This window comes from Neptuniibacter halophilus (assembly GCF_030295765.1).
GTDB classification, from domain to species: domain Bacteria; phylum Pseudomonadota; class Gammaproteobacteria; order Pseudomonadales; family Balneatricaceae; genus Neptuniibacter; species Neptuniibacter halophilus.
The window spans coordinates 1,042,199-1,057,479 of the sequence record NZ_AP027292.1 but is presented as its reverse complement, the minus strand read 5'-3'; the positions used below and the strand labels follow the sequence as shown (position 1 = coordinate 1,057,479).

General features: G+C 52.8%; 10 protein-coding genes. 9 read left to right on the top strand and 1 reads right to left on the bottom strand.

Going from position 1 to position 15,281, the window contains the following annotated elements; translation table 11 throughout:
* Nucleotides 1-175 precede the first annotated feature (175 nt).
* Together acs and QUD59_RS04930 are read left to right on the top strand one after the other, a co-directional pair.
* Nucleotides 176-2,125 (top strand): acetate--CoA ligase, encoded by a 1,950-nt coding sequence (acs, locus tag QUD59_RS04935; protein ID WP_286239976.1) that lies wholly within the window; start codon nucleotides 176-178, stop codon nucleotides 2,123-2,125.
* A 163-nt stretch (nucleotides 2,126-2,288) separates the two neighbouring features.
* Nucleotides 2,289-2,954, top strand: a complete 666-nt coding sequence (locus tag QUD59_RS04930) for a response regulator transcription factor (protein WP_286239975.1) — start codon at nucleotides 2,289-2,291, stop codon at nucleotides 2,952-2,954.
* Between the two features lie 178 nt (nucleotides 2,955-3,132).
* On the opposite strand, the gene QUD59_RS04925 is transcribed toward QUD59_RS04930, so the two are convergent.
* A complete protein-coding gene (locus QUD59_RS04925) occupies nucleotides 3,133-7,086 on the bottom strand; it encodes a hybrid sensor histidine kinase/response regulator (protein WP_434025543.1) in 3,954 nt (1,317 codons plus the stop codon).
* A 320-nt stretch (nucleotides 7,087-7,406) separates the two neighbouring features.
* Here QUD59_RS04925 and QUD59_RS04920 point away from each other — a divergent pair, with 320 nt between their 5' ends.
* The 7 genes from QUD59_RS04920 (at nucleotide 7,407) to fliG (ending at nucleotide 15,276) form a co-directional block, all read left to right on the top strand.
* Complete coding sequence (locus tag QUD59_RS04920; protein ID WP_286239974.1) at nucleotides 7,407-7,667, top strand: DUF4212 domain-containing protein; 261 nt, start codon at nucleotides 7,407-7,409, stop codon at nucleotides 7,665-7,667.
* Nucleotides 7,668-7,698: 31 nt separating this feature from the next.
* Complete coding sequence (locus QUD59_RS04915) at nucleotides 7,699-9,504, top strand: sodium:solute symporter family protein (RefSeq protein WP_286239972.1); 1,806 nt, start codon at nucleotides 7,699-7,701, stop codon at nucleotides 9,502-9,504.
* A gap of 79 nt (nucleotides 9,505-9,583) precedes the next feature.
* Nucleotides 9,584-11,413, top strand: coding sequence for a putative nucleotidyltransferase substrate binding domain-containing protein (locus QUD59_RS04910; protein WP_286239971.1), 1,830 nt, complete (start codon nucleotides 9,584-9,586; stop codon nucleotides 11,411-11,413).
* Nucleotides 11,414-11,418: 5 nt separating this feature from the next.
* The gene (locus QUD59_RS04905) at nucleotides 11,419-12,048 is read left to right on the top strand and encodes a 3'-5' exonuclease (protein WP_286239970.1); all 630 of its coding nucleotides are present in this window, start codon (nucleotides 11,419-11,421) and stop codon (nucleotides 12,046-12,048) included.
* Nucleotides 12,049-12,223: 175 nt separating this feature from the next.
* On the top strand, nucleotides 12,224-12,577 hold the full coding sequence (gene fliE, locus QUD59_RS04900) for a flagellar hook-basal body complex protein FliE (protein WP_286239969.1): 354 nt from the start codon (nucleotides 12,224-12,226) through the stop codon (nucleotides 12,575-12,577).
* A 21-nt stretch (nucleotides 12,578-12,598) separates the two neighbouring features.
* On the top strand, nucleotides 12,599-14,266 hold the full coding sequence (gene fliF / locus QUD59_RS04895) for a flagellar basal-body MS-ring/collar protein FliF (RefSeq protein ID WP_434025542.1): 1,668 nt from the start codon (nucleotides 12,599-12,601) through the stop codon (nucleotides 14,264-14,266).
* Nucleotides 14,263-15,276 (top strand): flagellar motor switch protein FliG, encoded by a 1,014-nt coding sequence (fliG, locus tag QUD59_RS04890; protein ID WP_286239967.1) that lies wholly within the window; start codon nucleotides 14,263-14,265, stop codon nucleotides 15,274-15,276. The genes fliF and fliG overlap by 4 nt, the downstream gene beginning before the upstream one ends.
* Nucleotides 15,277-15,281: the final 5 nt, after the last annotated feature.

The window sequence follows — 15,281 nt, the reverse complement described above, 5'->3', positions numbered from 1 at the left end:
TAGAGACTAAGGTCTTACGCCGGATATACCAATGTCTAATTCAGGCTGGTGTCGCCCCTTCTGTATAAATCTAAGTCCTGATATAAAAGCCTGATCGCGTTCAAAAATAACAATCAAGAAAGTAAAGGCGATCCAGAGGCGTAAAGAATAATATAACCAAGCTAAGGGCATCACGATGAGTGAAAAGGTATATCCAGTAAGTCCGGAGATTGCGGCAAACGCGCATATTGATAACGAAAAATATCTGGCGATGTATGAGCAATCCGTCAACGATCCGGATGCATTCTGGGGCGAAGCAGGAAAGCGTCTGGATTGGTTCAAGCCATACACCAAAGTTAAAAACACCTCTTTTGATCCGCACAACGTCGATATCCGCTGGTTTGAAGACGGCACACTGAACGCGTCTTACAACTGCCTGGACCGCCACCTGGAAACCCGTGGCGATCAGGTTGCCATCATCTGGGAAGGTGATGATCCGAGCGAATCTGAAAACATCACCTACCGCGATCTGCATGAGCGCGTATGTAAATTTGCTAACGCGCTGAAAGCCCAGGGCGTTGAGAAGGGCGATGTAGTTACCCTGTACATGCCGATGATTCCGGAAGCTGCTGTAGCGATGCTGGCGTGTACCCGTATCGGTGCGGTTCACTCGATCGTTTTCGGTGGCTTCTCTCCGGAAGCGCTGGCGGCACGTATCGAGGGTGCTAAGTCCAAGGTTGTTGTAACCTCTAACTACTCTCTGCGCGCAGGTAAATCAGTACCGCTGAAAGCCAATGTAGATAAGGCGCTGGAACATGGCGCAGCGAAAGCCTGTGTTCAGAGTGTAATCGTTGTTAAGCGTGTTGAAGACGACGTAGCCTGGAACAGCGATGTCGACGTATGGTACGAAGATATCGTAGCTGAAGCCTCTGCGGACTGTGCGCCTGAAGAGATGGAAGCAGAAGCGCCGATGTTCATTCTCTACACCTCCGGTTCTACGGGTGCGCCGAAAGGTCTGAAGCACACTACCGGTGGTTACATGGTTTACGCTGCCATGACTCACGAGTACGCATTTGACTATAAAGATGGCGACATCTACTGGTGTACTGCGGATGTGGGTTGGGTAACCGGTCACAGCTACATCGTATACGGCCCGCTGGCTAACGGTGCTACATCCGTTATGTTCGAAGGTGTGCCAAGCTACCCGGATAACAGCCGTTTCGGCCGTGTTATCGAAAAACACAAAGTTAACCAGTTCTACACTGCACCAACGGCCATCCGTGCACTGATGCAGCAGGGTGAAGATGTACTCGGCGATTCTGACCTGTCTTCCCTGCGTATTCTGGGTTCTGTTGGTGAGCCGATTAACCCTGAAGCATGGGAGTGGTACCACCGCATTATTGGTCAGGGCCGTTGCCCGATCGTTGATACCTGGTGGCAGACTGAAACCGGCGGCATGATGATTCTGCCTCTGCCGGGTGCGACGGCGGCTAAACCGGGTGCGGCCTCTCGTCCGTTCTTCGGTGTTCAGCCTGCGCTGCTCGATGCCGATGGTAAAGAGCTGGAAGGTGCGACCGAAGGTAATCTGGTTATCAAAGATTCCTGGCCTGGACAGAGCCGCTCTATCTGGGGTGACCATGAGCGCTTTATTCAGACTTACTTCTCTACTTACAAGGGTTACTACACCACCGGTGACGGTGCTCGTCGTGACGCAGATGATTACTACTGGATCACCGGTCGTGTTGATGACGTAATCAACGTATCCGGTCACCGTATGGGTACAGCAGAGATCGAATCTGCGCTGGTAGCTCACGAGGCGGTAGCTGAAGCTGCGGTAGTCGGTTATCCGCACGAAGTTAAGGGTCAGGGCATCTACGTTTACGTGACTCTGCAGGCTGGCTTCGATCAGTCTGATGAGCTGCTGAAAGAGCTGCGTACCTGGGTTCGCTCCGAGATCGGCCCGATCGCATCTCCGGATTTGATTCAGTTCGCACCGGGTATGCCTAAGACCCGTTCCGGTAAGATCATGCGCCGTATCCTGCGTAAGATTGCCGAGGACGATTTCGGTTCTCTGGGTGATACTTCTACTCTGGCAGATCCAACCGTTGTGGATGATCTGATCGAAAACCGTATGAACCGCAGCTAACCAGCATTGCTGAAGCTGAAGTAGTACGCTGAAAACTCCCGCCGGCCCAATGTATTGAGGCTGGCGGGAGTTTTTTGTTTTATAGTGGTATGCTCAGAACAGGATTAACCGTTTCTGAACGGTCGGCGTTCGTATTGGGATTTCTGAAGGGGGAAGAGAACGCATGCAGTTAGCACAAAAAATTATTATCGCTGATGATCACCCGCTGTTTCGTGCTGCGTTGAAGCAGGCGGTGAATCAGGCGATTCCGGGTGTGGAAACCATTGAAGCGGATTCATTGACCGCAGTGCAGGAGGCGGTAGAGCAGCACTCGGATGCTGATCTGGTTCTGCTGGATATCCACATGCCGGGCACCAACGGCTTCTCCGGTCTGGTTTTCCTGCGTGGTCAGAACCCCGGTATTCCGGTGGTTGTGGTTTCCGGTAGTGAAGAGCCGAATGTAATGCGTCGTGCCATTGATTATGGTGCTTCCGGCTTTATCCCCAAATCGGCACCTCTGGAAACCATCGGCGATGCGATCGTCGCAGTGCTGGAAGGTGAAGAATGGCTGCCGCAGGAAGTGGCTGACAACCTCGGTGATGTCAGTGAAGATGATCAGAAGTTTGCCGCAGCGCTGGCGGCTCTGACGCCGCAGCAGTTCCGCGTGCTGACTATGTTGACAGAGGGATTGCTGAACAAGCAGATCGCTTACGAGTTGAGTGTTTCTGAAGCCACCATCAAAGCGCACGTAACGGCGATTTTGCGCAAACTGGGTGTGCACAGCCGCACTCAGGCGGTGATTGCAGCCCAGCGTCTGGGTGTGGAACCACCAAAAACCGATCTGGAATAACTTTACTCAGTCAGAGTTCTGGAAAGCACCTTAGGGTGCTTTTTTATTGGTTTCAGCTTGGTCGATGCACGATTTTTTGTGGGAGCGCCATCACGGTGCGAAGATGTGGCGAATTTTCGGAGCCGCTCTGCGCGAGACGCGCCTCCTAAAGGCGCGGCTGTTGCCGGTAAGCTTATTTTTATGTCTGCTCGCTGCTGCTGGCCCGGGCGTTGGCGATGGTTTTATTAATCATCGCTCTTAGTGCTGCCGGGCGGATCGGCTTGGTGAGTAACTGCGCGCCACTGTTGCTGATCTCCTCTTTCACCTCATCGGTGCGGTCAGCGGTAATGACGATGGATGGCACGTCTTTTTCCAGCAAGGGCTGCAGCTCCCGCAGGGCCATCGTACCGGTATGGGTTTCGGAGAGGTGGTAATCGGCCAGAATAATCTCCGGCTGGAAGCCGTCATCGCTGACCAGTTCCATCGCCCGTTGTCCGGAAAGGGCGGTGGTTACTTCGCAGCCCCAGCCCTGAAGCAGGGCAGACATGCCTTCGAGAATTTTTGGTTCATTGTCGATGACCATCACCCGGATACCATTCAGCCCCTTACTGCGTATCCAGCCGCGGGCCTCCGGTTTCGGTTTGACCGCTTTGCTGGCATCGCCGAACGGAATCTCAATACTGAACACGGTGCCTTTGGTTGGCCAGGAACGTACCCCGAGTTTATGGTTCAGCATGCGGGCGATACGTTCAGTGATCGCCAGCCCCAGACCCAGTCCCTGTACCTGGGAGTGTTTCGGGTTATCGATGCGGCGAAACTCTTCAAAGACTTCGCTGAGTTTGTTTTCGGCGATGCCGACGCCGGTATCCCACACTTCGATCCGCAGCATATTCTTACGTCGGCGGCAGCCGAGCAGAATCTTACCCTCCTGAGTGTAACGAATCGCGTTGGAAAGGAAGTTCTGAATAATGCGTCGCAGCAGTTGTTGATCGGAGCGCACCACCTGTTTGCACTGAACAAAGTGGAACTTGAGATTTTTCTTCTCGGCAACCGCATTAAACTCGGTGCTCAGGGCGGTAAACATATCATCGATGGAGAAGTCGGTAATGGAGGGGGCCAATGCACCGGCATCCAGTTTGGATATATCCAGAATCGCGGTGATCAGCTCCTCCGCCGCGGTCAGTGAGCCGTTCAGGTTGTCGACAAGCTGACGGGTTTCTTCGCTGTGGCTTTGCTGTGCCAGCGCTGAGGTAAACAGACGGGCGGCGTTGAGAGGCTGCAGCAGGTCGTGGCTGGCCGAGGCGAGGAAGCGGGTTTTACCCAGGTTGGCATCCTCTGCATCAGATTTGGCCTGACGCAGCTCGTCCTCCATCAGGGAGCGGATGGTGTTCTCCTTACGCAGCTCTTTGTTTACAACCGACAGAGCATGGGTACGCTCGCGCACGCGCTGTTCAAGGGTCTCGTTGGTTTCCTGCAGGGCGCGCTCCGCTTTGCGTCGCTCTGTGATATCCAGATACAGAGTAAAGTAACCCAGCACATCGCCATACTCGCCGATATGGGGAATGTACTTCACCTCGGCAAAGCGGGTGCTGCCATCCTTGCTTGGCAGTGTGGTCTCAAATTGCTGGCGTTTACCCTCCAGTGCAGCGGTAATATAGGGGCTGCGCAGCTCATATTCTGCTGCCGACATGATCTTGTAACAGGGCTGGCCGGAGATGGTGTTGCGATCCAGATTAAAGGTGTCGGCATAGGCTTTGTTGATAAACAGGTAGCGTCGCTCCGGATCCAGATAAGCGATCAGTACGGGGACGTTGTCGGTGTAGATACGAATATTCTGCTCACTCTCGCGCAGCGCTTCCTCAACGTGCTTGTAGGTCGTGATGTCCATGTAGGTGTTCACGTAACCACCGTTTGGCATCGGGTTGCCGCGCACCTCGAGTACCGTGCCGTCAGGGCGGAAACGCTCATAGCTGTGACGCTTGCCTGACTTGAGGATCGCCAGCCGGCGTTTGACCTGCTCGTCGTTATTGCCCGGGCCATACTCACCCTTCATCGCGTTGTAGCGGAATACCTCTTCAATTGGCCGGCCGATACAGATCAGACCCTCGGGATAGTCGAACATCTCCACGTAAACCCGGTTCCAGGCTACCAGACGCATCTGCTGATCAACCACGCTGATCCCCAGACTGATATTCTCAATGGTGGACTGCAGCAGAGAGCGGTTAAAGCGCAGGGCCTGGGAAGCTTCGTCGACAATGGTGACGATATCGCCTATCTGCATCTCTTTACCGCGCAGGGTAGAAGCAAGGACAATCCGTGCCGAAGAGGCGCCGATCACACCCGCCAGCAGGCGTTCAGTGAACTGAACCATCTCCGGCGTGGCTTTGTCGCCGGACAGGGGAGGCTCTTCACCACGCTGCAGCGCGAAACCGGTAAAGGCATGCTGGGTCCGGCTCAGGCCGAGGAACCGCTCCGTCAGCATCTGCAGATCGCCAACGGTAACCTGACCGTAGTGGCGTGAGGTTTCGGTGAGGTCTTTGTTGTAGACATCGACAAAAGCGCTGGCCTGAATCCGGTCGACCAGTCGCAGATTTGTGTAGCGTGAGATCAGGAAGTAGAGGCTGGTATTGATCAACAGAGACCAGAAGACCCCGTGGGTCAGTGGATCCATCGCCTGAATGCCAAACAGATGGGTAGGCTTGAGCCAGTCGATACCAAAAATACCGGTGTGGAGATACTCCGGCCCGAGCAGCCCTGCCTCGCTGAACGAGGGCAGTACCAGCGTGTAGAGCCAGAGCAGGTAGCCACCGATCAGGCCGGCAAGTACACCATGCCGGGAACCGGCCTTCCAGTAGATGCCACCGATGATTGCAGGCAGAAACTGAGCCGCAGCGACAAAGGCCAGCAGGCCGAAGGAGGCCAGGGGTGATTGCTCGCCGAGGATACGGTAGTAGAAATAGGCCAGAATCATCAGGCACATAATGGTGATGCGGCGCACTCTGAGCAGCAGGGCGCCTACGTCGCTGTTATCTGACAGACGTAACCATGAGATACGGAACAGCAGCGGCATGATAATGTCGTTACAGACCATGGTGGCCAGCGTGATGCTGGCGACGATAACCATACTGGTGGAGGCTGACAGTCCGCCAATAAAGGCGAAGGTGGCCAGTGCTTTGTAGTCGGCAGCCAGCGGCAGCATCAGTACATAGGTATCGGCATCGACTCCGGTGCTGTCAAAATAGAGCAGGCCTGCGGTGGAGATGGGCAGGACAAACATGGCCAGCAGAATCAGATAGATCGGAAACAGCCAGCGCGCCAGTTTCAGGTGGTTGGCGTGGGTGTTCTCGACGATGGTGACATGGAACTGGCGAGGCAGGCAGATCACTGCGGTACAGGCCAGCAGGATCTCCGTCAAAAAACTGTCGCCAAGGAAGGAATTAAAGTTCTGATTGTTACTCAGCTGTATTGAAACGTTGTAGGCAAGATCGTCAAACCCGTCGAACACCTCCAGAGTGACAAAGATACCGACGGCAATAAACGCGGCCAGCTTGATGATCGATTCGAACGCGACGGCCAGTACCAGCCCTTCATGGTGTTCGGTGGCATCGATATGCCGGGTGCCGAAGAGGATGGCAAAGATCGCCATAACGATAGCGACAAACAGGGCGGTGTCGCTCCCTTTGCTGATGACCTCCTCGGTTCCCGGCGTCAGCGCGTTATAACTGATCGCGACCGCTTTAAGCTGCATGGCGATGTAGGGCATGGTGCCGGATACGGCAATCAGTGTGACCAGTACCGCCAGTGACTGGCTCTTGCCGTAACGTGAGGAGATGAAGTCGGAAATCGTCGTGATGTTCTGCTGTTTACTGATCAGAATCATCTTCTCAATAAGCTGCCAGCCAAAGATAAAGACAATGGCCGGGCCAAGATAGGTGGCAAGAAACTCCCAGCCGCTGGTGGTTGCGCGGCCAACAGCGCCATAAAAAGTCCATGAGGAGCAGTACACCGCGAGTGACAGGGAGTAGATAATCGGTCGGCTGATAATGGTTTTCTTATTCTGTGCGCTCTTATCACCCCAGTAGGCAATAGCAAACAGCAGGCCCAGATAGGCCAGAGAGATAAGAATGATCGACCAGCCAGAAAGCATCGTCATGTCCTTGAAAAATATTTGTACGAAAGCGGGCTGATAGTTTACCGCTTTTTGTGCAGAACCCAATCAAAGCCTTGTCCTGAATCAGTGTCAACAGAAAAGCTTATGAGGGCTAAGACCTTTGTATAGCTTGTTGTAGTTATTAGGTTTTTTTATTTTAGGGCGGATCGCCCGTGATACGGTTGATCGGGGGGGAACGAGGGCCAGACTAGCTAAAAGTTGAGTCGACTAAAGTTGAGCTTTGTTTGATCTGGCGGTTTGATAGTCTGTACTCGTCTTAAATTTTCACCAATTTTCTCAATAAAAAAAATAAGGATGGTGTTATGTCAATCAGTAATGAGCAGGCGCAAGCCTATTGGCGCGAGAACTTGCGCATCATTGTGACTCACCTCGTGATTTGGTTCGTAGTTTCCTACGGCTGCGCGATCCTGTTTGTTGATCAGCTCAATGAGATTCCGTTCTTCGGCTTCCCGTTGGGATTCTGGTTCGGCCAGCAGGGGTCAATCTTCGTATTCGTCATCTTGATCTGGACCTACGTGTTCAGCATGAACAAGCTTGACGAGAAGTATGACGTTCACGAATAACAATAATAATTTTCATTAGGACGGCATTGCTATGAGTCTCGACGCTTTAACTTTTCTGTTTGTTGGCGGGTCCTTCCTGCTCTATATCGGTATCGCGGTATGGGCACGTGCAGGTTCCACTAAAGAATTTTACGTAGCAGGCGGTGGTGTACCACCAATTGCAAACGGCATGGCGACGGCAGCGGACTGGATGTCTGCAGCATCGTTTATCTCCCTGGCGGGTCTGGTTTCCTTCATTGGTCGCGATGGTGCGGCTTACCTGATGGGCTGGACTGGCGGTTACGTACTGCTGGCGCTGCTGCTGGCGCCTTACCTGCGTAAGTTCGGTAAGTTCACTGTACCTGACTTCATCGGGGATCGTTATTACTCCCAGACTGCACGTACTATCGCTGTAGTATGTACCATCGTTATCTCCTTCACTTACGTGGCGGGTCAGATGCGTGGTGTAGGTATCGTATTCTCCCGTTACCTGCACGTTGACATCAATACTGGTGTAATCATCGGTATGGCGATCGTATTCTTCTACGCTGTACTGGGCGGTATGAAGGGTATTACTTACACTCAGGTTGCTCAGTACTGTGTACTGATCCTGGCGTTCACTGTACCGGCATTCTTCCTGTCTGCTCAGGTAACCGGTCACTTCCTGCCACAGATCGGTCTGGGTGCGACTCTGGACAGCGGTATGTCTGTTCTGGCGACACTGGACCAGTTGTCGGTTGATCTGGGCTTCAGCCAGTATACGGATGGTAAGAAATCGACTATCGATATCTTCTTCCTGACCGTAGCGCTGATGTGTGGTACTGCGGGTCTGCCTCACGTAATCGTACGTTTCTTCACCGTACCACGTGTAAAAGACGCACGTATCTCTGCGGGTTACGCACTGATCTTCATCGCCCTGCTGTACACTGCGGTTCCGGGTGTTGCTGGTTTCGGTCGTGTAAACCTGATCCAGACCCTGAACGGTGCTGAAGGTACAGGTACGGCTTACGCTGAAATGCCAGAGTGGTTCAAGAACTGGGAAAACACCGGTCTGCTGGCATGGCAGGATCGTAACGGTGACGGCAAAGTACAGTACGCTGCAGGTAAAGCGTTTGAAGGTAAAGGCAAGCCAGCGTTCACTGAAGAGCGTGGTGAGTATGGTCAGCGTATGACCAGCAATGCTGTGACTGACACCTCTTTCGATGCGGCTAAACAGCCATTCGCTAACGAAGTATACGTTGACCGTGACATCATGGTACTGGCTAACCCTGACATCGCGCAGCTGCCTAACTGGGTAATTGCTCTGGTGGCCGCGGGTGCAGTAGCAGCGGCTCTGTCTACTGCAGCGGGTCTGCTGCTGGTAATCTCCACAGCGATCTCTCACGACCTGATGAAGAAGACCATCAATCCTGATATCACTGATAAGCAGGAGCTGATGTACGCTCGACTGGCGGCTATCGTGGCAATCTGTATTGCAGGTTACTTCGGTATCAATCCTCCGGGCTTCGTAGCTCAGGTAGTAGCACTGGCGTTCGGTCTGGCATGTGCCTCCGTATTCCCGGCTATCATCATGGGTATCTTCTGGAAACGTCACACTTCTCAGGGTGCGATTGCAGGTATGCTGGTAGGTCTGGTAACTACTATGTGCTACATGTACTACTTCGCATTCGGTGGCGGTTCTCCATCCGAGTACATCATGGGTATCTCCCCAGGTGGCTTCGGTACAGTGGGTGCTATCCTGCACATCGTTGTTGGCTTCGTAGTCTCCAACATGACTCAGGAACCACCACAGGAGATCCAGGATATCGTAGAAGATCTGCGTATCCCACGTGGTGCTGGTGAAGCTCACGATCACTAAGATCGCTTAGTTAAACAAGCTAAAGGGCGCCCAGCGAAGGTTGGTGCGCCCTTTTTCTTTCCTATACAGGGGATGTGGAATGTCTGACGGTTTTCAAATGAACAATCTGCCGTTCAGCTTATTGGATAAGAAAGAGCAGGAACTGCTTCGCTCCAGTCTGGATATTGGTTACTACCAGAAGGGCGAAGTGATCATGGCGGCGGGGAAGGAGCCTGAAGGGGTGTTTATCATCTTTAAAGGGCGCGTTGGTGAACATGATGTAGCGGAGCAGGCAGATGGTGCGCCGGAGCATGTGTTTGTTCACTACACCAATGAAGACTATTTTGGTGGCTGGTCGGCGATTCGTGGTAAGGCGATACACAACTTTATTGCCGAAGAGGAGACCATCTGTCATATCCTGCCGACCAAGACGTTGCTGGATCTGATGTCCACCAACAACTTGTTTGCGGATTACTTTCAGCAGAACCTGTCTGCTAAAACCGAGATTGTCCAGCAGCACGGCAAAGATCAGGATATGGCCGAATTTATGTTGGCCAAGGTCTCTGATGGGCTGATACGTGAGCCTCTGGTCATTCTCGAGGGTACCTCTATCCGCGAAGCTACCTTGCTGATGCGGGAGAAAAAGGCGGACTGCCTGCTGGTGCGACGGGGTAACCGATATGGCATCGTGACCGGTACCGATCTGCTGGATGCGGTGGTCGTGAATGAGCTGCCGATGTCGACGGATATCGCCGAAATAGCCAGTTATCGTCTGATCTCAGTTAAAACCGATGATTACCTGTTCAATGCCCTGATCATTATGACCCAGCAGCATATCGAGCGTGTGGTTGTCATGGATGACAATGAGATGAGCGGTATTGTCGAACTGACCGATGTGCTGAGTTATTTCTCCAGTCATTCTCACGTAATCGGCCTGCGGATCGAGCGGGCGCAGACGGTAGAAGATCTGAAAACCGCAGCGCAGGGGCTGGATGATTTGATCAAGGCACTCGTGTCTCACGGCGTTAAAATTCGGTTTGCAATGGATCTGCTGGCGGCGATGAACGGTCGGATTATTGCCAAGCTGTTCAATATTATTATCCCGGCGGATATGCAGCCCCATGTGTGTTTGCTGGTGATGGGCTCGGAAGGGCGCGGTGAGCAGATCATGAAGACCGATCAGGATAATGCGGTGATCCATCGCGATGGTCTGGTCTGGCCGGGTATGCAGGAGACTCTGAACCGGTTCAGTGAGACTTTGATCGAATTTGGCTTCCCGCCCTGTCCCGGTAATATTATGGTTTCGAATCCGGCCTGGGTGAAATCGCTGGGTGACTGGACGCAAATGCTCAGTGACTGGGCGGCCCGGTGTGATGGTGACTCGCAGATGAATCTGGCCATTGCTGTGGACGCTAAGCCGGTTGCCGGTAATCCGGCGATATTCAAAGCGAGCCGTAACTGGTTTATGCGTCATCTGCGCAACAATGATGTTTTCTTTTCGCACTTCGCCAAGGCTTCACTGGAGTTTGATACGCCCCTGACGTTCTTTGGTAATCTGAAAGATAAAGGTCAACTGGATATCAAGAAAGGTGGGATTTTCCCGATTGTGCACGGGATTCGCACCATCGCGCTGGAGTACCGGATCAAGGCGACCAATACCTTTACCCGGATAGAAGCGTTAGTTGAGGCCGGACAATTAAAAGAGAAGCACGGTAAAGAGATCTCCGAAGCGCTGAGTCTGTTTATCGGCTTACGCTTGAGGCAGCAGATTAAGCGGATCGAGGTCAGTGATGACGGCCATGATCAGACGCCGAATATTATTGAGCTGCAGTCGCTGGATAAGTTAGAGCGTGATCTGCTGCGGGATGCGTTACATATAGTTAAAGGGTTCAAAAAGCACCTGGAACTGAGGTACCACCTCGGGGGTTAAGTTGAATGATCATACCCAGAGCGGTAAGAAGAATAAAAGAGAAGTATGACCATAAAGCGGGTCCTCATGCGCACCTGTTTGAGCCCTATCGCGGTGACGAGGTGGTTTCGCTGGATTGCGAAACCACCAGTCTGGACGTGAAGCAGGGTGAAATCGTTTCGATCGGCGCAGTAAAGATTAAGGGTAAGAAAGTGCTTACCAGCGATCGTCTGGATATTAAGCTGAAGCCGCCCAAGTCACTCACCGGTGAGTCGATTAAAATTCACAAGATTCGTGAGAGCGATCTGGTGGGGGGGATGGATATCGAAGACGCTTTGGAGCAAGTGCTGGCGTTTGTTGGTAACCGTCCGATTCTTGGTTATTACGTTAACTACGATATTCGTATGCTGGATAAGTTTATCCGCCCTCAGTATGGCTTCGGGTTGCCGAATAAGGCGATCGAGCTGTCCCACGTTTATCACGACATTATCAAGTGGAAGTCGGTGGGCGGTAATATTGATCTGCGTTTTGATACCATTTCGAAAAAGCTGGATATTCCGATGATGGAGCGGCATACCGCGATTGGCGATGCGCTGACGGTTGCGTTGATGTATGTGCGACTGAAATATGGTGATCCACCGGAAGCGGGTTGCTGATTAGGGATAAATGTCAAAAGATTAACGGGCCGATGGCCCGTTTTTTGCTTTATGCACTATAGGGAGTTGTGAAAACGACATAAATAGACAAAAAAATGTCATTAGATTGGGCATTTCTCCTTGCTGAAGGTAATTGTCTGTTTATAATGTCAATAAATTGCCGTTTGGTGTGGATATGGTTGATAGAGCTGACATAAACAGTGTTCTGATGCAGATGAGAACGATCAAGTCTCAGGTGCAGAGTGCATCATCTGAAATGATGGTGGGTGCACCGACAGAGATTGGCAATGTTAAGCCTTCGGATCGTACCGGTTTTGGTGAGATTCTTAAGAATGCTGTGGACGGGGTTAACGAAACCCAGGCAGAAGCCAAAAAAATGGCGGTGGCTTACGAGCGCGGTGAGGTGGGTGTGGATCTGCCTCAGGTTATGATCGCAGCCGAAAAAGCTTCAGTCTCGTTTCAGGCGATGACACAGGTGCGTAACCGTCTGGTAACCGCCTATGAAGATATAATGAAGATGCCAATATAATAATCAGAAAACGCAGGATAGATGGCAGTGGCAAATAGCGCAGATACCTTAACCGGAAATCCAATGCTGGGCTTCAATAAGCTGAGTATAGTTCGCCAGATTGGTCTGATGGTTGGCCTGGCGGCTAGTGTGGCAATCGGCTTTGCAGTTGTGCTCTGGTCACAGAAGCCGGATCAGCGGGTGCTTTTCAGTAACCTGAACTTTGCCGATGCGAACCAGATTATCGAACAGTTGCGTTTATACAATGTTCCCTACACCTTTGATGCCGATGGCCGGGCGATTCTGGTTCCTGACGAATATGTACATCAGGCACGGCTGAAACTGGCCGCAGAAGGTTTTACGGCTGACAAAACGGTTGGTTTTGAGATTCTGGATCAGGAGCAGAGTCTGGGAACCAGTCAGTTTATGGAAACAACCCGCTACCGCCGGGGGCTGGAAGGTGAGTTGGCGCGTACTATCTCCAGTATGACGGCTGTGCGAAACGCCCGAGTCCATCTGGCCATTCCAAAAGATACCGTTTTTATCCGTGATACCCGCAAGCCTACAGCATCGGTTTTTCTGGAGTTGTTCTCCGGCCGCAAGCTGGAGCGGGATCAGGTCGCTTCTATCGCCAACCTGGTGGCTTCAAGTATCCCTTCTCTGGACGTCAATGATGTGACGGTGGTGGATCAGCGCGGCCGTCTGCTGAATATCCGGGATAAGGATGTGGACGTTGTGCTGGCGGCTAAGCAGCTTGAGTACACCCGTAGCATCGAAGACACCTTGCTGAACCGGGTGAACAGTATTCTGCAGCCGGTGGTAGGTATGGGGCGTTTTCGTGCTGAAGTATCCGCCGATATCGACTTTACCACGGTAGAGCAGACCGATGAGCTGTATAACCCTGATCTGCCGGCGCTGCGCAGTGAGCAGACCATGGATGAATCCCGGGTTGGCGCGGCTGCGCCAGTGGGTGTGCCGGGCGCTCTTTCTAACCAGCCTCCGGGCCCGAGCAGTGTGCCTGAAGTGGCTTCCGGTGAGGGTGTCGCCGCGGGTGTGGGTGTGCCGGGCTCATCGCGTAAGCAGGCAACACGAAACTTTGAGTTGGACCGGACGATCAGCTACACCAAGCATCAGCAGGGACGGGTGCGCCGCCTTACCGTCGCGGTAGTGGTGGATGATCTGTCCAGTATTAATCCGGACAGCGGTGATGTGCAGCGTACACCCTGGAATCAGAATGAACTGGAACGTCTGCGAATTCTGGTGCAGGACGCGGTGGGTTTCTCGGCGCTGCGCGGTGACAGTGTTAATGTCGTGAATACGCCGTTTGCTGCTGAAGAGCCTATCGTCGCCGAAGAGGTGCCGATCTGGAAACAGGAGTGGGTGATGGACCTCCTGAAACAGATTATGGCTGCGATCTTTGTGCTGGTGCTGGTGTTCGGTATTCTGCGTCCGATTCTGCGTAATCTGGCTGCAGCGGGGACCGCCGGTAATGTCGCCGGGCTGGGCGCTGCAGGTGAAGTGACTGCTGAGCTTGAGGGTCTGGACGGCGCTGATTTTTCGTCTGAATCGGTAACCTTTGGCAGTGACAACGACCTGTTGCCGACGCCGAATGAAAGCTTTGATTATCAGTTAAATGCTATTCGTAGTATGGTTGCTGAGGATCCGGCGCGGGTGGCGCAGGCGGTGAAACAGTGGGTAGGTAAAGAATGAGTGATGAGGCAGGTCAGGGCGATCTCAGCGAAATTGATAAAGCTGCGATCCTGCTGATTAGCTTAGGCGAAGCTGATGCCGCCGAAATACTCAAGCATATGGGGCCTAAAGAGGTCCAGATGATCGGCGAGGCGATGGCGCAGTTGAATAATGTGCCGCAGTCCCGTGTCGAGTCCGTTGTTGGTGACTTTATGGGGCTGGTCAGCGATCAGACCGGTATTGGCATCAATAACGATATCTACATTCGTGCCATGCTGAATCAGGCGTTGGGTGAGGAAAAAGCCAAAACCCTGCTTGATCGTATCCTGATGAGTACCAATACCTCCGGCCTGGACACCCTGCGCTGGATGGAACCGCGTCAGATCGCTGAAATTATCCGTTACGAACACCCGCAGATTCAGGCCGTGGTTGTGGCCTACCTCGAACCGGATGCCGCCGCCGGCGTGCTGGGTTATTTCGATGATAAGCAGCGCCTGGATATTCTTATGCGTGTTGCTGCGCTGGATCGTATCCAGCCACAGGCACTGCAGGAGCTGAATGATATTCTTGAGCGTCAATTTGCTGGCGCCAGCGGTGCAAGCTCCGCCACGCTGGGTGGGGTGAAGAATGCCGCGGATATCATGAACTTTATCGACTCCGGCATTGAAGCTGAGCTGATGGAGGCGATCAAAGAGACTGATGAGAACCTCGCTAATACCATTTCTGACCTGATGTTTGTCTTCGAGAATCTGCAGGACGTTGAAGATATCGGCATTCAGGCCATTCTGCGTGAAGTTTCCACCGATGTGCTGGTGGTTGCCCTCAAGGGGGCGGATGTCTCACTGCAGGAAAAAATATTCCGCAATATGTCGAAACGTGCCTCCGAACTGCTCCGTGATGATCTGGAAGCGAAAGGGCCGGTTCGTGTCTCCGAAGTTGAAGAAGCGCAGAAAGAGATTCTCTCTGTTGCCCGTCGTCTGGCCGATGAGGGTGAAATCATCCTGGGTGGCGGCGGCGAAGAGATGCTTTAGGGTAA